The organism is Streptomyces sp. NPDC101776 (assembly GCF_044766845.1).
Taxonomy (GTDB): Bacteria; Actinomycetota; Actinomycetes; order Streptomycetales; family Streptomycetaceae; genus Streptomyces.
In genome coordinates this window covers 12,538-31,419 of sequence record NZ_JBIWMV010000034.1, presented here as the reverse complement: position 1 = coordinate 31,419, position 18,882 = coordinate 12,538, and the positions used below count along the sequence as shown (strand labels likewise).

General features: G+C 67.1%; 16 protein-coding genes and 4 pseudogenes. 8 read left to right on the top strand and 12 right to left on the bottom strand.

The genetic code is table 11. The features are described from left to right. Positions 1-25 precede the first annotated feature (25 nt). Positions 26-2,989: a TIM-barrel domain-containing protein gene (locus ACIRRY_RS49015; RefSeq protein WP_403986773.1), complete on the bottom strand. Its 2,964-nt coding sequence runs from the start codon at positions 2,987-2,989 to the stop codon at positions 26-28. Positions 2,990-3,410: 421 nt separating this feature from the next. Next, entirely contained in the window at positions 3,411-4,310 is a 900-nt protein-coding gene (locus ACIRRY_RS49010; RefSeq protein ID WP_403986728.1) for an SIS domain-containing protein, read from the bottom strand. Positions 4,311-4,469: 159 nt separating this feature from the next. On the opposite strand from ACIRRY_RS49010, the gene ACIRRY_RS49005 reads away from it, so the two are divergent. Genes ACIRRY_RS49005 through ACIRRY_RS48995 form a run of 3 tightly spaced genes read left to right on the top strand, consistent with a single transcriptional unit; the run spans position 4,470 to position 7,620 of the window. Further along, positions 4,470-5,765 carry an extracellular solute-binding protein gene (locus tag ACIRRY_RS49005; protein ID WP_403986725.1) on the top strand — a complete coding sequence of 432 codons (1,296 nt, stop codon included), beginning with the start codon at positions 4,470-4,472 and terminating at the stop codon, positions 5,763-5,765. 26 nt (positions 5,766-5,791) lie between these two features. Continuing rightward, on the top strand, positions 5,792-6,736 hold the full coding sequence (locus ACIRRY_RS49000; protein ID WP_403986722.1) for a carbohydrate ABC transporter permease: 945 nt from the start codon (positions 5,792-5,794) through the stop codon (positions 6,734-6,736). Positions 6,737-6,792: 56 nt separating this feature from the next. Then, positions 6,793-7,620 carry a carbohydrate ABC transporter permease gene (locus ACIRRY_RS48995; RefSeq protein ID WP_403986719.1) on the top strand — a complete coding sequence of 276 codons (828 nt, stop codon included), beginning with the start codon at positions 6,793-6,795 and terminating at the stop codon, positions 7,618-7,620. A gap of 50 nt (positions 7,621-7,670) precedes the next feature. On the opposite strand, the gene ACIRRY_RS48990 is transcribed toward ACIRRY_RS48995, so the two are convergent. The 4 genes and pseudogenes from ACIRRY_RS48990 to ACIRRY_RS48975 form a co-directional block, all read right to left on the bottom strand. Further along, positions 7,671-8,459, bottom strand: coding sequence for a DeoR/GlpR family DNA-binding transcription regulator (locus ACIRRY_RS48990; protein ID WP_403986716.1), 789 nt, complete (start codon positions 8,457-8,459; stop codon positions 7,671-7,673). Positions 8,460-8,904: 445 nt separating this feature from the next. Beyond that, positions 8,905-9,609: pseudogene (locus ACIRRY_RS48985) on the bottom strand (carboxylesterase family protein); the annotation flags it as partial. A gap of 57 nt (positions 9,610-9,666) precedes the next feature. Next, positions 9,667-9,974 (bottom strand): annotated as a pseudogene (locus ACIRRY_RS48980) (transposase); the annotation flags it as partial. Positions 9,975-10,147: 173 nt separating this feature from the next. Next, a pseudogene (locus ACIRRY_RS48975) lies at positions 10,148-10,627 on the bottom strand (transposase); the annotation flags it as partial. A gap of 88 nt (positions 10,628-10,715) precedes the next feature. On the opposite strand from ACIRRY_RS48975, the pseudogene ACIRRY_RS48970 reads away from it, so the two are divergent. Next, positions 10,716-11,130, top strand: a pseudogene (locus ACIRRY_RS48970) (hypothetical protein); the annotation flags it as partial. Between the two features lie 247 nt (positions 11,131-11,377). Here the strand turns inward: ACIRRY_RS48970 and ACIRRY_RS48965 are convergent. From ACIRRY_RS48965 to ACIRRY_RS48950, 4 genes are read right to left on the bottom strand one after another with little or no spacing between them, the layout of a single operon-like run. Continuing rightward, the gene (locus ACIRRY_RS48965) at positions 11,378-11,560 is read right to left on the bottom strand and encodes a DUF397 domain-containing protein (protein ID WP_403986713.1); all 183 of its coding nucleotides are present in this window, start codon (positions 11,558-11,560) and stop codon (positions 11,378-11,380) included. Positions 11,561-11,569: 9 nt separating this feature from the next. Beyond that, a complete protein-coding gene (locus ACIRRY_RS48960) occupies positions 11,570-12,424 on the bottom strand; it encodes a helix-turn-helix domain-containing protein (protein ID WP_403986710.1) in 855 nt (284 codons plus the stop codon). Between the two features lie 7 nt (positions 12,425-12,431). Then, positions 12,432-12,956, bottom strand: a complete 525-nt coding sequence (locus tag ACIRRY_RS48955) for a DUF6879 family protein (RefSeq protein ID WP_403986707.1) — start codon at positions 12,954-12,956, stop codon at positions 12,432-12,434. Further along, positions 12,928-13,335 carry a hypothetical protein gene (locus tag ACIRRY_RS48950; RefSeq protein WP_403986704.1) on the bottom strand — a complete coding sequence of 136 codons (408 nt, stop codon included), beginning with the start codon at positions 13,333-13,335 and terminating at the stop codon, positions 12,928-12,930. The genes ACIRRY_RS48955 and ACIRRY_RS48950 overlap by 29 nt, the downstream gene beginning before the upstream one ends. Before the next feature lie 192 nt (positions 13,336-13,527). On the opposite strand from ACIRRY_RS48950, the gene ACIRRY_RS48945 reads away from it, so the two are divergent. The 4 genes from ACIRRY_RS48945 to ACIRRY_RS48930 all read left to right on the top strand — a co-directional run bounded on the left by ACIRRY_RS48945 (position 13,528) and on the right by ACIRRY_RS48930 (position 16,568). Next, entirely contained in the window at positions 13,528-13,881 is a 354-nt protein-coding gene (locus ACIRRY_RS48945; protein ID WP_403986701.1) for a hypothetical protein, read from the top strand. 437 nt (positions 13,882-14,318) lie between these two features. Continuing rightward, positions 14,319-15,446: a radical SAM protein gene (locus ACIRRY_RS48940; protein ID WP_403986698.1), complete on the top strand. Its 1,128-nt coding sequence runs from the start codon at positions 14,319-14,321 to the stop codon at positions 15,444-15,446. Then, the gene (locus tag ACIRRY_RS48935) at positions 15,443-15,610 is read left to right on the top strand and encodes a hypothetical protein (protein ID WP_403986695.1); all 168 of its coding nucleotides are present in this window, start codon (positions 15,443-15,445) and stop codon (positions 15,608-15,610) included. Before ACIRRY_RS48940 ends, ACIRRY_RS48935 begins: the two co-directional genes overlap by 4 nt. Before the next feature lie 88 nt (positions 15,611-15,698). Next, positions 15,699-16,568 (top strand): GNAT family N-acetyltransferase, encoded by an 870-nt coding sequence (locus ACIRRY_RS48930; protein ID WP_403986692.1) that lies wholly within the window; start codon positions 15,699-15,701, stop codon positions 16,566-16,568. A 540-nt stretch (positions 16,569-17,108) separates the two neighbouring features. Here ACIRRY_RS48930 and ACIRRY_RS48925 read toward each other — a convergent pair. Together ACIRRY_RS48925 and ACIRRY_RS48920 are read right to left on the bottom strand one after the other, a co-directional pair. Then, complete coding sequence (locus ACIRRY_RS48925; RefSeq protein WP_403986689.1) at positions 17,109-17,732, bottom strand: TetR/AcrR family transcriptional regulator; 624 nt, start codon at positions 17,730-17,732, stop codon at positions 17,109-17,111. 4 nt (positions 17,733-17,736) lie between these two features. After that, on the bottom strand, positions 17,737-18,870 hold the full coding sequence (locus ACIRRY_RS48920) for a hypothetical protein (protein ID WP_403986686.1): 1,134 nt from the start codon (positions 18,868-18,870) through the stop codon (positions 17,737-17,739). Between the last annotated feature and the right edge of the window lie 12 nt (positions 18,871-18,882).

Genomic DNA, 18,882 nt, shown 5'->3' with positions numbered 1-18,882 from the left:
GGCGGGCCTCAGGAAGTGGCCGGGCTCAGGAGGTGACGGTGAAGGCCTTGAAGACGGCCTCGGTGGTGTCGCCCGGGAAGTTCGCGTTGACGGCGCTGGCGACCAGACCCGCGTCCTCACGTCCGGTGGCCGACGGCACCTGCGCCGTGCCGACCGTCGTCCAGGTCTCGCCGTCCCTGCTCGTGTAAGCGGTGTACTTGGTGCCGTCGCGGACCAGTCGCAGATGGGCCGGGTAGTACGTCGCGCCGCCGCCCGCCCATGTATCGAGGACGCCGTCGCCGTCGCTGTCGGTCATGAACTCGAGCCCGTAGCTCTTGGTCATGGCCAGGACCGCGTAGCCGCCCTTCGCCGGGTCGGTGAGGTCGTTGGCGATCGCCACACCGGCCTTGGCCGCCGGGCTCAGGCCGCTCTGGGAGACCAACTGCGCCTGGACGGTGGACTGTTCGCCGGCCACGCCGTGCAGGTAGACGGCGCCCTTCTCGTCCTTCCAGCCGGACATGTCCTGCCCGCCCGCCCAGATGGCGAACTGGTCGCCTGCCTGGGCGTACTGGGCGTCGGTGGTCTGCGTCGTCCGGTAGGGGTCCTGGACGCTGCCGGGGGTCGCTTCCACCGTGGCCTGCACGGTGTCGTCGACGCTGGTGGTCTTCCCGGCGGAGGTCCGGTAGGTCACCGTGCCCGTGAGGCCGTGGCCGCCCCATGCGGCGTCGGCGGCCGGGGTGACCGTCCAACTGGTGGTGTACGCGGCGCCGGGCGCCAGGGAACGCGCGGTCGTGGCGGTGGTGGCCCGCGCGGTCCAGCCGTCGGGCAGGCCGAGCGAGGTACGGACGCCGCTGATGGCTCGGGTGCCCCAGTTCGTGGCCGTGGTGGTCACCTGGAAGGGCTCACCGGAACCGGTGCTCGGCGCGTCGGGACCGATCAGGACGGACGCGGCCGGCACGTCGTCGCGCCTCAGTGCCCGGATCGCCTTGAGGGCGCCCTTGGCGCCGAGTTTCACGAACGTGGGCGTCACCCCGAGCGGCGCGGCGTAGCCCTTGAGGGTCGCCGGGCCGTGGATGACGGTGCCCTGGTTGACGTCGTACCAGGCGCCGGACGGCAGGTACACCGTGCGGGTGGCGCCGGAGCCGAGCTTGGGCGCGGCCAGCACCGCGGGACCCAGCATCCACTCGTCCGCGACCGTGTAACTCGCCTGGTCCTTCGGGAAGTCGAAGAACAGCGGACGCATGATCGGGTCGCCGGTCTTCAGGGTCGCCTGGACCTGGTCCCAGATGTAGGGCGCCAGGCGTTCGTGCGCCTTGATCGCCGCCCGGTACAGGTCGATGGTCTGCTGGTCGTACGTCACCTTCTGGCCGGTGGTGACGTCGTTCGTCTCCACCGGTGAGGTGGAGGAGTACATCAGCGGCATCAGGGACGCCGACTGCGCCCACCGGATCAGGACGTCCTTGCTGGGCGCGGCCTGTCCGCCGGAACCGCCGATCATGTCGGACTCGACGAACGGGTAGCCGATCGTGGAGATGGCCAGGTTCTGGCTGACCGACGCCTTCAGGGAGTTCCAGCCGGTTCCCTTGTCGACCTGGCGGGTGACGAAACCGGCCTCGTGGGCCGTGGAGTTCCAGTGGACCCGGATGCCGGCGCCCTGGAGGTCGTACGCGTCGGCCAGTTGGGTGCCGAGCTTCTGGTAGTCGGTGGCCTGATAGCCGTCGCGCGGCGCGCACTTCTCGTCGAAGAAGCGGGTGTCGAACTTCAGTCCGTCGATGCCGTAGTCGCCCATGAGCTTCTTCAGGTTGCCCTCGTACCAGGCCTTGGCCGCCGGGTTGGCGAGGTCGATGATCCCGGCGTTGCCGTTCCACCAGGTCACGTCGCAGGGCTTGGTGGTGTCGGAGGCGTCCATGAGGAGATAGCCGTGGTCGGCGGCGTACTGGTAGTTGTCGGAGTCGAGGTTGATCCACAGGGTGACCCAGATGCCGAAGTCGAACCCCATGGCGTGGATCTTCTCCGACAGGGACTCGGGGTCGGGGAAGGTGGTGGAGTCGAAGGTGAGGTTGCCGTACTCGGACTCCCACCTGTCGTCCAACTGGATGGTGTGCCCGTCCAGGCCGGCCGCGTGCAACTTGGTGGCGTAGTCGAGGAGTTTCCGCTGGTCGACGTTGGTGTAGAACTGCGCCCAGGAGTTCCACAGCGGCTTCTCGTACTGCTCGTACGTGGCGTCGCTCTGCCTGGGTTTGCCGACGATGCCGACGTAGTCGCGGTAGACCGCCAGCGGGGTGGACTCGACGAAGACGGTGGCCTTGTAGGTGTCGGCCGCGTTGACGGTGAAGCGGCCGAGGCCGTCCTTGCCGCTGTTGACGGACACGTCCATGGTGTTGCCGGTGTCGACCCGCAGTCCGGTCGAGGCCGAGGTGTACCAGAACGGATCGATCATGTGGTAGGAGGCCGGCCCGAAGCCGGTGTGTTCCACCTGACCGCTGTCCAGCGGCCAGGGCTGGTCGACACCCGGGCCGCCCTGCGGGGTCTCCGCCTCGCCGTGGCCGTACCAGTGGCCGGCCGACGCCAGGTCGTAGGCGAGGCCTAACTGCTTGGGTCCGCCGCCGTGGACGTCCCAGTCGAGCTGGTAGCGGTCGGCGCCTGGGGTGATCCGGGCCTCGACCGTGGCGCCGGCGAGCGTGCTGTCGGCGGTGACGGTCAGGACGCCGTTGCGCCACGTCCAGCCGGTGACGCCGGTCGCGTGCTGCCAGGCGCCGTCGGCGCCGGTGAAGCGCAGGGCGCCGGTGTCGCCTGAGGCCGTGGCGAGCACGGTCTTCCCGGCGCGGCGCGTGGTCAGGGCGAGTTCGTCGGTGGCCACGTCGAGCGTGTAGCCGGGGGCGCCGGCGGAGGCCGGCACGGAGACCGTGACGGCGTGCGCGGTGCGGGCCACCTTCGGGCCGTCGATGGTGGCGGCGGGGCGGGCGGCGGCCGTTGCCATGGCGGAGCCGGTGACGGGCGCCATCAGCATGGCGGCGGTCAGGGCGGCAGCGAGCAACAGGCCGCCGGGACTGCTCAGTCGGGCGTGCACTCGTGTCCTCCAGTCGGACCGGACGGTGACAGGGCTCAGGAGCTGCGGTGCTTGGTGCTGGTGGCGTGCCGAGTGCACGGTCACGAGCAGACGCGGTGCTGGGCAGGCTTGCGATCTGCTTGATTCTGCGCGCAGTTGCAAGAATCCAAACAATTTCGCTCATGCTCTTGCGAGAACCGCCACCTGTCAACCAGGGGGACATGCGGGGTTCCAAGCGCTCCGAGGGGCCTCGTGGAGCTGCTTTCGTCCCTGGTGGCGATCGGTCCCGGAGGTCGCCGGGAGACCTCGACGGGCCCGGAAACCGTTCATAAAAGGCAGGTAAATTCTGTGGCTTCCCCGGGATCGGCCCCGGGCCGCCGGGTCAGGCCAGGATCACGGAACGGGTCAGATGGCGCGGATTGTCCGGATCCATTCCGCGGGCCGAGGCGAGGGCGACGGCCAGCCGCTGCACCATGACGAGGTCGGACAGGGGGTCCCGGCCGAGGGCCACCAACTGCCCGCCGGTGTGGGCGATGTCGTCGGCGAGACCGGCCGGCAGGGCCGCCGGGTCCCCGAACCACCAGGCCACCCGGCCGGGTCCGGTGACGCTGATCGGGCCGTGCCGGTACTCCATCACCGGATAGGCCTCCGTCCAGGCGCCCGCCGCCTCACGCATCTTCATCGCAGCCTCCTGCGCGATCCCGTACGCCCAGCTCTGTCCCAGGAAGGTGAACTGCTCGGCGTCGAGCACCCTGGCCGGCAGTGGTTCGTCCACCGCCGATCGCCCCTGCCGCGGCAGATGCCCGAGGTCCTCGCCCAGATGCGCCCGCAGAAACACCAGTTCCGTGCTGGCGAACCGGGTCTGGACGACCGAGGTCTCGTCGGCGAAGTCGAGCAGGACCACGGCGTCCGCCGGGCCCGTCACCGGTGAACGCGGTACCGCGGTCACCGCGGTGGTGGGGGTGTGCCCCCGCAGCCGGCGGAGCAGTTGCAGCACCTCGGTCGTGGTGCCCGACCGGGTCAGCGCGACCACCCGGTCGTAGGCGCGCCCGGCCGGCATCTCGGAGGCGGGGAAGGCGTCGGTCTCGCCGTGGCCGCCCGACTCCCGCAGCGCCGCGTACGCCTGGGCGATGAACCAGGACGTGCCGCAGCCGACGACGGCCACCCGCTCGCCGGGCCGGGGCAGCGAGGCGGCGGAGGGGCTGTCGGGCCGCCGGGCCAGCGCCACGGCCCGCTGCCAGCACTCGGGCTGACTGGCGATCTCGATCTCGGTCCGACTCATTGCGAAGTCTCCCTCTCAGGCGCACGGCGTGACCGATACGTGATGCGGCGGCCCTTGACACCGTGTGCGTTTCGTTGAGCATCATGTCGTTCGATGATTGATAGCACTAGAAATCGAGCATAAACAAACAAGCATGCGCGCCATCAGGCGAGCACGCGCTTGACCAAGCACGCCATGCGTGCGGAGGGGTACTCCGTGAAACGGCACCTCGCGGGCCTCGCCGGGGGACTGTCCCTGGCCCTGGCCCTCACCGGATGCGGCAAGGGCAGCTCCTCGGACAGCGGCGGATCCGACGGCAAAACGATCAGGTTCGTCGCCGCCAAGTACGACGACGACACCCAGGCCTACTGGACCGCGCTGATCAAGGACTTCGAAGCGGCGAACCCCGGTTACCGGGTGAATCTCGAAGTCGTCGACTGGGAGCAGATGGACTCCAAGGTCAAGACGTACGTCCAGACCAAGCAGGAACCCGACATCCTCAACTACAACAAGTTCTCCGACTTCGCCCGCGACGACCTGGTCTACAAGGCGCAGGACGTCGTCTCGCCCAAGGTGCTGGCCGACTTCCTCCCGGTGTTCCGGCAGCAGGCGCAGTACCAGGGGACCCAGTACGGCCTTCCGCTCCTCTCCAGCGCACGCCTGTTCTTCTACAACAAGGACATCTTCGCCAAGGCGGGCATCGCCGGGCCGCCGTCCACCTGGGCCGAGGTCGAGGCCGACGCCAAGAAGATCAAGCGGGCCGGTTACATCGGCCTCGGCTTACCCCTGGGGGCGGAGGAGGCCCAGGCCGAGTTCCAGATCTGGGCGATGAACAACGGCGGCGGCTGGACCGACTCCTCGGGCAAGTGGACGATCGACCAGCAGGCCAACGTCGACACGCTCACCTATCTGCGGAAACTGACGAAGGAGAAGGTCACCCAGCCCAACCCGGAGGCCACCAACCGCAAGGACGTCTTCAACGAGTTCGCCCAGGGCAAGATCGGCATGCTCAACGGGGCGGTCTTCCTGCGGAAGGGTTTCATCGACCCCGTCGACAAGAAGCTGAACTACGGCGTCGAGGCCCTGCCGAGCAAGGACGGCAGTACCCACAAGACGCTCGGCGTGCAGGACTACCTCGTCGCGTTCAAGAAGAGTGACGGGCCGAACAAGGCGGCCGTGAAGAAGTTCCTCGACTTCTTCTACCAGAAGGAGAACGCCGCAAAGTTCGTCTCCACCGAGGGGTTCCTGTCGGTCACCAAGTCGGCCGGCGCGGTGCTCAGTTCCGACAGCCCAAACACCGCCTACTACAAGCCGTTCGTCGACGCCCTCGCCGCCGCCGAGTTCGCCCCCGCCGACGACCCCGCGTGGGCCGCGGTCGACGGCGCCGTGAAACAGCGCATCGGCACGGCGGTTGCGGGCGGCGACCCGGCGAAGGTCCTGGGCGAGATCCAGAAGACCGCGCAGAAGGGCGACTGATCTCGGTGGCCGTACACGATGTCACCGTGGGCACCGCCGGGGCCGAACGATCGGCCCCGGTGGCGCCGGCCCCACCTGCGCCGCGCCGCCCGCGCCGGACCTGGCGCGCCCTGGAACCGCTGTTGTGGCTCGGTCCCGCGACCCTCCTCATCCTGACCATGGTCGTCTGGCCGGTCTTCGAGATGGCCCGAACGTCACTGACGCGGGTGAGCTCCACCGGGCTGTCCCAGGGCTTCGCCGGACTCCGCAACTACACCGACCTGTTCGCCGAGGACGACCTGCCCGGAGTGCTGCTACGCACCCTCGTGTGGGTCGTCGGGGTCGTCACCGTCACGGTCGTGGTCTCTCTCGGCCTGGCCCAACTGCTGAACTCCCGGTTCCCCGGGCGCCGGCTGGTGCGGTGGGCGATGATCGTGCCCTGGGCCTCGTCCGTGCTGATGACGGCGCTCATCTGGCGCTGGATGCTCAACGACTTCTACGGCGTGGTCAACCGGCTGCTCATGGACCTCGGCGTGCTGGACGCGCCCGTCAACTGGCTGGCCAACCCGGGGCAGGCCCTGGTCGCGATGATGGGCGTGGCGGTGTTCGTCTCCCTGCCGTTCACCTCGTTCGTCCTGCTGGCCGGCCTGCAGAGCATCCCCGGCGAGGTGTACGAGGCGGCACGGGTGGACGGCGCCGGCCCGGTCCGCGGCTACCTGGGCATCACCCTGCCGCTGCTGCGGCCCTCACTGGTGGTCGCCGCGATCATCAACGTCATCAACGTGTTCAACTCGTTCCCCATCATCTGGGCCATGACGCGTGGCGGCCCCGGCTTCGCCACCGATACGACCACCACCTACCTGTACAAACTGGCCTTCGACAACCAGTCGGTGGGGGAGTCGGCCGCCATGGCCGTCGTCAATTTCGGGCTGGTTCTGGCTGTGGTGCTGGTCTACCTGCGTGTCGTGCGCCGACAGGAGGACACCACGTGAGCCGGACAGCCGTCATCACCCGCAAAAGTGGACCGCGCAGGAGGCGGCCAGGACCGATGAAGCTGCGCACCGTTCTGCTCACCGCCGCCGGATGGCTGGTGGCGCTGGTCTTTCTCGCGCCCTACGTCGAAATGCTGCTGACGGCGCTCAAGCCGACGCCCGAACTGATGAAGTCCCCACCGTCCTATCTGCCCTCCCGATGGCAGTGGTCGAACTTCACGCACATCTGGTCGCTCACCGACCCGCACGTCGGGGACGCACTGCTGTTCTCGCTGTACATCGCGGGGGCGGCCACCGCGCTCGCCCTGGCCGTCGGGCTGCCCGCCGCGTACTACACCGCCCGGCACCGCTTCCGCGGGCGCGGCGCCTTCCTGCTGCTCGTACTCGTCACCCAGATGTTCGCGCCGACCGCGCTGCTGGTCGGCATCTACCGGGAAATGGTCAGCCTCGACCTGACCGACACCGCCGAGGGCCTCATCCTGGTGAACGCGGCGTTCAACCTGCCGTTCTGCGTGTGGATCCTGAGCGCGTACTTCGCGAGCATCCCCAAGGAACTGGAGGAGGCGGCCTGGCTCGACGGCACCGGGCGGTTCGGCGCCCTCACCCGTGTCGTCCTGCCGCTCGCGATGCCCGGTGTGGTGACCGCGCTCGTCTACACCTTCATCGGGGCGTGGAACGAGTACGTGGTGGCGCTCACCATCACCTCGTCCAGCAACCGGATGACCCTGACCAGGGCGATTCCCGGCTTCGTCACCTCGTACCACGAGCAGTGGCAGTACCTGTTCGCCACTTCGATCGTCGCGATCGTGCCCGTGGTGGTGCTGTTCGTCTTCGTGGAGCGCCACCTCGTCTCAGGCCTGACCGCTGGCGGCGTCCGGGGATGACGCCCGGATGCGCATCGCGGCCGCCACCGTCCGGCCAGCGGCGTGTGGGATCAGGCGCGGATGACCTCCACACCGGCAGCCGTGAACGACTCGGTCAACTCGTCGGAGGCGGCCTTGTCGGTCACGAGCACGTCGATGTCCTCCACCGGGCAGATACGGGCGAAGGCGCGCCGGTTCAGCTTGGAGGAGTCGGCGACCGCGACGACCTGTTGCGCGCGGCGGGCCAGCGCCCGGTTGATGCTGGCCTCGCCCTCGTGGTGGGCGGTCGCGCCGTAAGCCACGTCGATGGCGTCCACCCCGATGAAGGCATGGTCCAGGGCGATTTCCGAGAGCAGGTCGGTCGCCAGCGGCCCGATCAGCTCGTAGGACGCGGGCCGGGCCACCCCGCCGGTCACCACGAGCTTGACGTGGCGTCGTACGACGAGTTCGTTGGCGATGTTCAGGGCGTTGGTCACTACGGTGACCGCTGTCTCCGCGCTGCCGGAACTCAGGTCGGCGCGGGTGGCCAGAGCCCGCGCCACCTCGGTGGTCGTGGTGCCGCCGTTCAACCCGACCACGGCCCCGGCCTTCACCAGGCCGGCGGCCGCGTGCGCGATCCGCTCCTTTTCCGGAGCGTTGCGCGCGGCCTTGTAGCGCAGCGGCAGGTCGTAGGCGATCGCGTTGATCACGGCTCCGCCGTGCGTGCGGGTGACCATCTGCTGGCGGGCCAGCTCGTCGAGGTCACGCCTGATCGTCGCGGCGGAGACCCGCAACTCCGCGGCAGCCGGCTCGACTTCGAGCCGCCCGTCGCGCGTCAGCATCTCCAGCAGCGCGCTCCACCGGGCCTGCGGTGCCGCCATGTCTCACAACTTTCTGTCAGGGGGATGCGCAACGATGTGCACACCGCCATGAAACCACAGCGCTTGATTGAGTGTTTTATGGTCGCGAAACGAGCAAAACCATGCACTTCCCGAAAGTGGCTCCGTAGTAGCTCCGTCGCGGGCCGCCCGGTCATCTGCCGGATCAGAGGGAACGCCGTGCGCGTCCACGGCGCAGGTGCGCCCCGACGGCCCGCACCACCGCCGCGTTCGCGGTCCCTGTGCCTTTGCGCCTCGGCCGCAGCACCGACGAAGCGCTGTTTCGGCGCGCCGCGGACTGTGTCTTCGGATCGCTTTTGTCGCTCAGCCCTTTCCTCCAGAGGAACCGATCCCGACTGACAACGCAGTGCGAACGGGGGAGTGACCCAAGGCCCTGAGCAGCCTCGCTGTTCGATTTTCGTCCCCCGCTTCGGATTGAACTCCCGGGTCAGCGACCTGGGGTCTGTTTGTCGGCCGGGGTGGTCGGCCCGCGCGGTGGTCCTCGGCGGGTGTTCCAGAACGCGCAGTGGTGGCGGAGTTCCGCCGTGCGGGTGGGGGCGATGTGGTCCGGTGCCAGGGACAGCACCGTGTGCTGGGGCCAGTGGGGGGACGTGGGGCTGTTGGGGTCGGCCGTGCGGGCGAAGCGGGTCCAGTAGTCGATGATGGTGTCGGCCAGCCGGTGCTGTGCCTCGGTCAGGTCGCGGGGGCGGCCGCCGAGGTCGAACAGGTAGGTCAGTTCGCTCGCGTGTGGTGCGCCGAGCGGGAACGGCGGTGTGCCGGGGGTGAGCGGTGGGGCGTGCTGGTCGGCGAACTCGTAGCGCCAGGTGGGTACTTGAGCGCTGAGCAGGGCGTCGGTGCGCGCCGTCGGACAGGCGAAGTTCGCGTCGCCGATGACGGCGCCGAAGACCGGGCCCCCGTCGGTACGGTTCACCGGGTACTCGCGGACGATCGCCTCGGCCTGTCCGGGGGAGGGGAAGAAGGCGGCCACGACGTCGGGCCAGGTGTCGGGGGTGACGGGGTTGCCGGCCTGGATGATCCCGGCGGCCCAGCCGTTGCCTTCGTCGTGGGTGTTGCCGAGGAGGACGGGGACGTGACGGAAGTGGCCCGCGGTGATGGCCGGGGCGGGGTCGTCGGGCAGCAACGGGGTGGCGTAGGCGGGTTGTTGATCGGTGTCCTGGGCCGCGAGAAGGCGGGGGACTTAGACGGTGTCCTACGTGGTGAGGCGGACGAGGCGCTTGTAGCAGCAGAGGGCGGCGGCGAGTCCGAGAAAGGCCAGGTAGTTGCGGGGATGACGCTCGTAGCGGGGGCTGAGTCTGCGGTAGCCGGACAGCCACGACATCGTGCGCTCGATCCCCACCTCCGGCGCCCTAATCGTTCACTGGACTCGATGCCTTTGCGTGCGATGCGTACTCCGATGTGTTTCCAGCGGAGCCATCTGCGTAAGTTGGCGCGGTCGTAGGCCTTATCTGCGTGGAGGCGCTGGGGCTTGAAGTACCGGCCGCGGTGAGGGTCGTATCTCCTTACGTTGTTCCTGGGGTTGATTCCGGTCACTCGTAGGATCGGGAGGCCCAGGGATGCTGGGTGTGGCTGCGTGTCTCCAGCCCAGTGGTGGTTTCAAACGATTGGGGTCACGTCCGTGGGAGTGGTGTATTGACGGCCACTCGGTGATCTCGTTTTGAGGCTATGCGGTCCTACCTTGTTTGTGGGTTGGACGGGAGTGCGGGATCTTCGGTTTCTGACTCGATCGGGTGGAGGCGGCCCTTGGCCAGCAGGTCGATTCCCATGTAGCGGCGGGCCTCGGTCCATTCGTCGTTCTGCTCGGCCAGGACCGCGCCGACGAGCCGGATGAGGGCGGTGCGGTCGGGGAAGATGCCGACCACGTCGGTGCGGCGGCGGATCTCCTTGTTCAGACGCTCCTGCGGGTTGTTCGACCAGATCTGCCGCCAGATCTCGCGCGGAAACGCTGTGAAGGCGAGCAGGTCGTGCTGGGCGGTGTCCAAGTGGGCTGCGGCCTTGGGGAACTTGGTCTCCAAGGCGTCCAGGACGTGCCGCATCTGGGCCTGGACAGCAGTCGTGTCGGGGTGTTCGGAGACGGTCCGCAGCAGCGTGGCCACCCAGGGCTGGGCCGATTTCGGAACCTGGCTCAGCAGATTGCCGGCGTAGTGAAGCCGTAAAAAACAACCTGTTGCTTCGCGGTCAGCGGCTCGTTGGCCTGGTATCGCGATCACGGAGGAGTTGCTGTCCCAACTCGACCACCGGTTGGCGGTGTTGCTGCCGCATCTGAACGAGCGTCAGCGGCGTCTGACGCTGGGGCAGGAGGCGCGATTGCTCGGACATGGTGGGGAACGGGCCGTGGCGCGGCTGGCCGGAGTGAGCGAGACCACGGTCCGCAGCGGTGTGTTCGAGCTGGAGGCCGGTGAGGAGCCGCTGCGGGACGGCTGCGTCCGGCGCCCCGGGGGTGGCCGCAAGCCTGCCGAGGAACAGGATCCTTCCCTGGTTCCGGCGTTGCTGAAGCTGGTGGAGCCGGACGAGCGGGGCGATCCGATGGGTGAACGTCGGCACCGATCACGACACCTCGGTGTTCGCCGTCGAATCGATCCGCCGCTGGTGGCAGGCCCGCGGCCGGGTGGACCACCCGGATGCCAACCGGTTACTGATCACCGCGGACTGCGGACCGGTTTGTGTAGAGCGCCTCACCACGACTTTAACGGAGAGTAACTTTCCGGTTACCACAAACGCCGCACAGAGGTTCGCACCATCCCCCGCACGTTCGCGCCACCCCGATCACCTGCGCGACGCCCGAAGCGATCCACGATCTGCCACGATTTGCGCAAACCCTGCGTGACCACTCAACTACACTTCGCGTGACGGAGGTCACGACGGTACGGCTGGGTGACGGAGGGCACCCGGGCGATCGACCCCTACCCCACCTTGGCGAACGCCACGAACGCTGCCCAGGCGGTCGGCCGCACAGCCAGGACTCCGCGGCTACGTGCCTTCGTGTCTCGCACCATCACCTTGGCCGGCGCGTTGTCGGCCACTTCGACGCAGTTCTCGGTCCCGGTGTAGGTGCTGGTCCGCCAGTTTGGAGTGACACGCTGCATGTTCTTCTCCTAGTCGCTCGGCATCTGATCGAAGTGTTGGCTGGCAGTGAGGATCAGGTCGCGGACGGCGGTGCCGTAGACCGCTGACCGTTTCAAGAGGGCGAAGGCCTTGGTGTACAGCTCGATCTCTCGGGGCTGCGTGACGGAGAACTCCGCCGAGTAGGTCTCAACGAGAACGAGCTTGTCGTCGAACATCGAGAAGGAGTTGCCGGGCCAGATACCGATGGACGCGGAGCGCGGGATGATGCCCAGGCTCAGCCGGGGCAGCCGCATCACCGCCAGCAACCGGTCGAGCTGCCCCTTCATCACCTCCGGTCCTCCGAAATTCGTGTAGAGCGCCTGTTCGCCGAGCACGACGTTGAAGATCCGGTTGCCTCGGTACAGGTACTGCTGTCGTTCCAGCCTCTTGGCGGTGGCGGCTTCCGCGTCGTCGGGGATCTCGTAGTAGTCGACCACCTGCCGGAAGGTCTCCGCCGCGTACTCCGCCGTCTGGAGCGTTCCCCACACCAGCGTCGGATGCCAGATACGGAAGACCTTGGTCTTGGCGTAGACCGGCAGTGCCTTCTTCTGCCGCTGCTCCGCGCCGGTCTGGAACTGCCGGCGCCACTCAAGCCACAGCTCATCGATGTGCCGCACCGTGGCGATCAGGTCGGCGAGGTGCTCTTGCCTGTCGGTCTTCAAGCACCAGGTGCGGATGTCATCTTCGCTGGGGTTCTGCTTGCCGTTCTCCAGCCGGGAGACCTTGGACTCCGCCCAACCGGTGGCCACGGCGAATGCCCGGCCGCTCGCGAATCCCGCATCCTTGCGGAATCCACGTAGCCGGGCACCCAGTGCCTCTCGTGCTTCTTGTGCTTGGTTGCTCACTGATGGGTCAGGGCTTGTACTCGGTGTGTGGGATGGCGTCGGCCCAGAGCAGGTCGCGCACCCGGATGCAGGCGGCCACCGTGTCAGGGTCCTCAACGATCTCTGACCCGAGGACACGGCCTTCCGGATCGAAGTGACCGACCGCAAGGAGACGATCGTCGTACAGCCACCAGTCGTTGCCACCGGCGGGGAAGGTGACGTCCTCGGGCAACCGTTGCCGCGGAAGCCATCGGATGTCCTCGCCGGCCTCGATGTTGAGGTGGGTCAGCGAGTGTTCCCATCCGACGTACTCGGAGTGTGGCTCCGTGATCACTCGGACCCGTCGCACGGTTTTACCTTCACCCGTAACCCGCTTCATCAGCGTCATCCACGGATCGAGCCACACGTAGTCGTCGGGCTCGCCCCGCTGCCACCTGGCATACGGCGTGTCTTCGACGGGAGATCCGTAGTCGTCCCGCAGCTCCAGATGGAAGGCGTCACGTTCGAAGCTGCGGAACAGCTCGTCACGTTGTGCGGGGGTGATCAGGTCCACTGTTCTCCTTCAGCAGGGCCATGATCGAGGACTTGGGGACCTCGATGCAGGTCTCATAGTCAGGCATGCGCATCTGGCTCAAGGCTTCAGCATCGTGCATTTCCGGGCCTTGGAGTACGCATGTTCCCTGTTCCGTGACGAGCATGATCGGGGCGGTGAACTTCCTGATCTCACCGGAGACTTGGCCGTCCTTGGTCAGGTGCTCGAACAGCTCGGTCGGCACCTCCACCGCGGTTTGTCCTTCCGGCACGTCGAGTTGCGTGAGCAGTTCGTTGGCGAAGATCTTCCAGCCTTGGATGACGTAGCTGTCCTGGTCACTGGCGTACAGGGTGGGGCTGTCTCCGGGGGTGGAGTTCTTACCAAGGAACCGTAACTTCATGGTTGCTCTCCCGTCCGCTGTCTTGCGCAGGTTTGCGCGACACGGCGATCGTCGAGGAGCCGTTCGAGCCCGTCAATCGACTTGCTGCAAACTCGCGCAACCTCCTGGGAAGTTGGACGCTGGCCGCTCTACGTTCGTTCTCGAACCCAAGTCCGCGCAAGTCGCATCGAGGGGAGAAGCGTGGTGGCGAGCGTGACCGAGGAACCCGAGGTCGGCGTCGACAACTTGCCCATCGATGTCGAGCTGATCTCGGACGTAACAGATGGCGTGCTGAAGACGGAGCTGAACACGTCGACCCGTGAGGACATCGACTTCAAGACGATGAGGGTCGTCGGTCTCCTGAGCCTGCTCCTGGGCGCCGATAACGATGACGAAGTCATGGATCTGTTCCGCCAGGCATACAAGCTGCTGGAGCTGACCAACCATCCCGGCAGACGAGCGCCGAGCTTCACGGCCTTCTTCTTCATGCGCGACGTAGCCAACCTCACCCGGCGCCTGCTGTGGGTTTACGTCGAGAGGAACGGCGGGGTACCCCGCCGTGACTGACAGCAAGCGGCCTGGCGTCGGAGACGAGGTCGAGTGCAAACCCGGATGCCGAGCGATTGTGACGGACGTCAGCCGTGGTGTACCCGTCCTCCGAGCCCCAGCTCGTTCCGAGTGGCTGGCCGACAATCCAGACCAGCTCGTTGTGACGCGAACCCGGCAGGAGCGCATTGAGGCCGGCGCGTGACTCGGCGCCAGTGGTCCAGGGGCACCTGTCTGCTCTGTCGTCGCTCTGATCAACTCGTGATCTTTATCGGCCCGGTCGAGGTAGGCGGCCTATCGGCTCCGGTATTCGCTTGTGGCGACTGCTGCGAGTGGTGTCGCTGGGTCGTCCACTCCTACCACCAGCGGTTGGACGCGCGTCCTGCCATGTAGCTCCCACCCCCAGCTCGGTTCCCCCGTACGAGTTGGGGGTGGGGCTCAACCCCAGGAGGTATCGGATGCACCAGCTGATCATCAGCCCGTTCCTGGATGGCCACCTGGCCGTCCGGCCGGGAAGCCCAACCTGCGTGCGGCTGCCGGCCGAGCACTACGAGGAGGTACGGCGGAGCACCAGTTCCAACACCCGTGTGCCGGACTGGTTGGTGGAAACCGCAGCCGAAGCCTGGGGTCTCGATCTCGACGGTCAGGCCGTCGACTCGACGCTCCTGATACGCGAACCGACCAAACTCGGCTTCGTGCGCGCGAGTTGGGAGATCAACCTCTACTGCAACTTCGGCTGCAAGCACTGCTACCTCGGCGAACGCCCCCTGGCCGGCCTGAGCTGGGACGAGAAGGTCAAGCTCATCGACATCTTCCGCGACTCGGGGGTCCTCTGGCTGCAGATCACGGGTGGCGAGCCAACGGTCGATCCCGACTTCGAGGGCGCCTACTGGTACGCGTGCCGCCAGGGCATGATGCTCACGGTTTCCACCAACGCCTCGCGTCTGTGGAAACCCGACTTGCTCCGTCTGTTCCGGGACTGCCCGCCGTACCGCGTCGTCGTCAGCATGTACGGCGCCACGGAGGAGTCCTTCGACGAACTGACCCAGCGCAAGGGCGCGTGGAAGAACTTCCAGCGAGGCATGGCCGCCGCTCGAAATGCCGGCCTACCGCTGCGAGTGTCAGTCGTGGTCACGGAGGACAACGCCCACGAGGTCGACGCCATGGTGGACCTGGTGAAGGGCTGGGGCCTGGACCACCACGTCTACACCAACATGCAGCCGACCTTCTCAGGGACAGGCGAGCCGCTGCTCGTCCAGTCGACGGAATTTCTTCGCAAGCGGCCGGTCTTCCAGGGCTGCAACGCGGGCGTGACCTTCTTCCACGCCGACCCTCACGCCATGGTCTCGATCTGCAAGATCGGCCGCGACGACCAGATCAACCTCATGACCGAGGGGATCGACGGCCTTCGCCGACTCGGAGCGATCTCCGATCGGCTCATGCTTCGCACCGGTGGCTGCACGGGCTGCTCGATCTCCGGCTCATGCCGGGTATGTCGACCGCTCGCCAAGGTCTACCAGGAGGCGAAGGCACCGCTGAACACCTACTGCCAGCACGGAGACACCAAGGAGATGGTGCACTCATGAGTACGGTTCCCGTTGAAATCCAGTCCAGCCGCCCGCCGGCCATCCGCCCGGCTCTGCCCACCACCCTCGTCGCCACCACATCACTCGTCATCGAGGTGGACGCCGACGCCTTGATGGAGGGCAGCGCCTGCTCCTGCGCGGCCGGCGACGACAACCCGAACTGACCGAACCCCTCCGATCATCTGCGCTCAGGCCCTGGCGGATCTGCGTCGGGGCCTGAGCCTTCGAGCACGAGATGAGTACTCTGAGCACATGCGATTCCGCTGGGACTGGCTACGTCCAGTGGTGTCGGCGCCCTACCTGCCGACGATCGGACCGGTCCACCCGTCCGTCCTCACCGAAGACCTCTTCACGGACACCCTGATCGCGGCCTCCACCGACCGCTGGTTCCTGCGCTACGACAAGGACATTCGCTGGTCCGACAGCAAGGACGAGACCGTACTCGTCGAGAACATCGTCCACCGGCCTGGCGAGACGTTGATTCCCACGCTGTCCCGGCGAGGCTCCGGCACGGTCAAGGTCCACCTCTACGGCATCGAGCCCGACAGCGCCTTCACCGCCACCGAGCTGGCCCAGAAACTGGCCGCCGAACACGGCGTAGGCAAGACACGGATCGTCCGTTTCCTCGGCCCCGAAGCACCAGACGGGCGAGGGACACGCATCCAGCTCCAGGACTTCAGGGCGACCATCCGACCGGCACCCGACGGCCCCGTACGGCCTTTCAGCGAGTGGCCGGCGAAGGTACGAGCCACCTTCGCCACGTTTGCCGAGCGGATGGCACCCGACGGCTTCGCCTTCCTCTACGAGCAGATGCAGGCCCGGACCGTTGGCCCGGTGCTGACCGCCGCCGTGGGCGACACGGTGGCCGGCGCCATCGGCCCCATGGAGATCCGCCCCGACGCGATCGGCGCTCCTCAACTGATGCCGCAGTACTTCGGCGTCCTCCAAGAGCACCGCGGCGAAGGGCTGGGACGTCTCCTGTGGCGGGCAGCGATGCATTGGGGCCAGGTCAACGGGGCGGCCTACCAGCTCCTTCAAACGGAAGTCGGAGGCCCTTCAGATCGTCTCTGCCGGTCCGAAGGACTAACGTCGCTCGGATTTACCTACTGGCAGACGGCTTGACGCTGCAGGAGTACCTGACCAAGGAACTGGGAGGAGTGCTGAACCTGGCTTCGGACAAATCCAGTACAAGTTGATGATCAACCTTCCACGGCCAGCCAGACGATCATGCAGTAGCCCACCTGGACGTTGGAACATGATCGCTCCGCTGCGGTACCCAAGGCTCTTGATACAGACGGGCATCTCAGCGGGCCGACGGGGTCCACTGGAGTACCTGCTCCACGCCACCACCCGCCCGACCCGCAGCATCAGATGACATCCGAACAACCCGTACCGGGGCGGCGCTGGCCAGGCTCGCGCCCCGCGCCAGCAGCGATGACGGGCTACCACTGAAGGCTCGCATGCGCCCTGTCAATCGGTCCTGTGCGGCAGAGCCTTTTGAACCACACCCGGCGCCCTGGGCGGGTGAACCATGCGAGGGGCTCACCACGTCCCGCAGAACAACGTAGAAAAAAAATGTGCTCCCACCCTGCGACTGCGTTGAGTTTTGGTTGGTGCGCGAGACGCGATTCGGTGCTGCCTCTTACGTCACCGGGTGTGCGTTCAGGATTGCGGGGGTGCGGGTGGTGGTGTCCGGGAGAGTGCCGGGGCCAGCCAGCGGTTGAGGAAGGTGCGCAGCCGGGTTTCGTCCTGCGGTGGCTCGCCGGGGTGCTGCAGCAGGGACGTCAGGAGTCGCATGATCATCTCGGCGAGGCCGTTGAGGTCGTCCTCGCCGATGCCGGCGGCGGCCCAGTCGACGGGGAAGCGCTGGAGCATCTTGGCGCCGTAGGCGATGGTGTCCCTGGTAGTGGTGCTGCGGCCGAAGGCGGTGGTGTCTGCGAGTTGCAGCAGGAGGCTCAGGCGTGGCTCGGTGGGGATGGTCCGTACGCAGAAGACCATGCCTTCGACCACGGCTTGGGCCGGGTCGGTGATCCCTTGCAGGTGCGCGATCATCAGGTCGACGAACGACTCGGCGCCCTGGGCCGCCACCTCGCGGATGATGTCGCTGATGCTGTCGAAGTGGCGGTAGACGGTCTGGCGGGTGACACCGAGCTCGCCGGCGACGTCGGACAGGGTCGTCTTCGTGACGCCGTGCCTGTCGATGCAGCGGGCGGTCGCGTCGATGATGCGCTGCCGGGCCTCCGCGTCCGATGCGGGAGGCCGGCCTCCCCAGCCGTGATGCCCCATGGCCTCAGGATCGCACAGGCTCTGAGGCCCGTCGGGACACGGTCGCGCGGAGTACGGCCACGATGAGCCCGGTTGCGGCTAGGGCGCACAGCACGGCGTACCACAGGCTGCCGATCGGAGTGCCGTGCTCGGTGATGCCATTGGTTGCCGCGAAGTAGGCCGGTAATGCGATCAGCCAGAAGACGATGTGCACGCCGAGGTACAGCGCCGGATAGATCCGCGCGAACAGCGACGATGCGGCCGGAACCGGAGCCGGATCTGTCCGCCGCGCGCGCCAGGCGTCCGCGAGAAGGCAGAGGCCGACGAGCCAGACCAGGGCTAGTTCGGCACCGATGATGGCCTGCTGGATCCCAAGGTGGCCCCCACCACGGAAGGCGTTGCTGGGCACGCCGGCGACCGACATCGCCAACGGTGTCAGGACGCCGACGGCCACGGTGCGCAGGCTGATCCGCCGGCCGCTGAGAGTGCCCCGGCCGTCCTTCGCACCGACCAGCCGGCCAACGAGGTAGGTCATCGCGCCGAAGGACACCGAGGCGAACAGGAACATGCTGTTCATCGGGACCGAGGCGAGCGACGGCTTGTTGATCATCTCGTTGCCGGGGTTCCAGGCCCACCATTTCAGCTGAGGTCCGAGCTGATCGAAGATCTCGTAGAAAACCTGGCAGGTGAACGCGACCGCCAGCGAACCGAGAAGGAGCCCACGGCGCGCGAAGACGCCGAGGGCGCGGACCACCTCGTAGGCGAGCTGCGACAGCGCCGGATAGAAGGCCACGATGTAGAGCGGCAGCCGGTCGTACATGAACTGCACGGAGAACACGTTGTGGGAGAAAATCATCCCGACCTGCTTCTCCAGGCCGAACCAGCCCGGGAAGTAGAGCGGCGGCTCGATCACCGCCAGGTAGACGAGCGAGGCGAACCACAGAGAGATGTTGACCGGGTCGCCGTCGCGCCGCCACCGCCGCCACGCATGGACGAGGGCGAACACCGCGCCACCGATGATGAGCAGTTCGAGGAACGGCATGGTGCCGTTCTCGAGACCGAACGGGTTGCGGAAGGTCACGATGGGATGGGCGTCATGGCAGGAGAAGCCCAGCTTTCCAGCGAGACGCTCGGCCGCTGCGTCGCATGAAGAGCTCATTGCCTGCTCCCC

Coding starts and splice junctions, on each gene's coding strand:
- ACIRRY_RS49015 (WP_403986773.1), bottom strand. CDS start 2,989: ATGCTGATGGCGCCCGTCACCGGCTCCGCCATGGCAACGGCCGCCGCC.
- ACIRRY_RS48940 (WP_403986698.1), top strand. CDS start 14,319: ATGCACCAGCTGATCATCAGCCCGTTCCTGGATGGCCACCTGGCCGTC.
- ACIRRY_RS48920 (WP_403986686.1), bottom strand. CDS start 18,870: ATGAGCTCTTCATGCGACGCAGCGGCCGAGCGTCTCGCTGGAAAGCTG.
- ACIRRY_RS48925 (WP_403986689.1), bottom strand. CDS start 17,732: ATGGGGCATCACGGCTGGGGAGGCCGGCCTCCCGCATCGGACGCGGAG.
- ACIRRY_RS48935 (WP_403986695.1), top strand. CDS start 15,443: ATGAGTACGGTTCCCGTTGAAATCCAGTCCAGCCGCCCGCCGGCCATC.
- ACIRRY_RS48990 (WP_403986716.1), bottom strand. CDS start 8,459: ATGGCGGCACCGCAGGCCCGGTGGAGCGCGCTGCTGGAGATGCTGACG.
- ACIRRY_RS48930 (WP_403986692.1), top strand. CDS start 15,699: ATGCGATTCCGCTGGGACTGGCTACGTCCAGTGGTGTCGGCGCCCTAC.
- ACIRRY_RS49010 (WP_403986728.1), bottom strand. CDS start 4,310: ATGAGTCGGACCGAGATCGAGATCGCCAGTCAGCCCGAGTGCTGGCAG.
- ACIRRY_RS48965 (WP_403986713.1), bottom strand. CDS start 11,560: ATGCAGCGTGTCACTCCAAACTGGCGGACCAGCACCTACACCGGGACC.
- ACIRRY_RS48950 (WP_403986704.1), bottom strand. CDS start 13,335: ATGAAGTTACGGTTCCTTGGTAAGAACTCCACCCCCGGAGACAGCCCC.
- ACIRRY_RS48995 (WP_403986719.1), top strand. CDS start 6,793: ATGAAGCTGCGCACCGTTCTGCTCACCGCCGCCGGATGGCTGGTGGCG.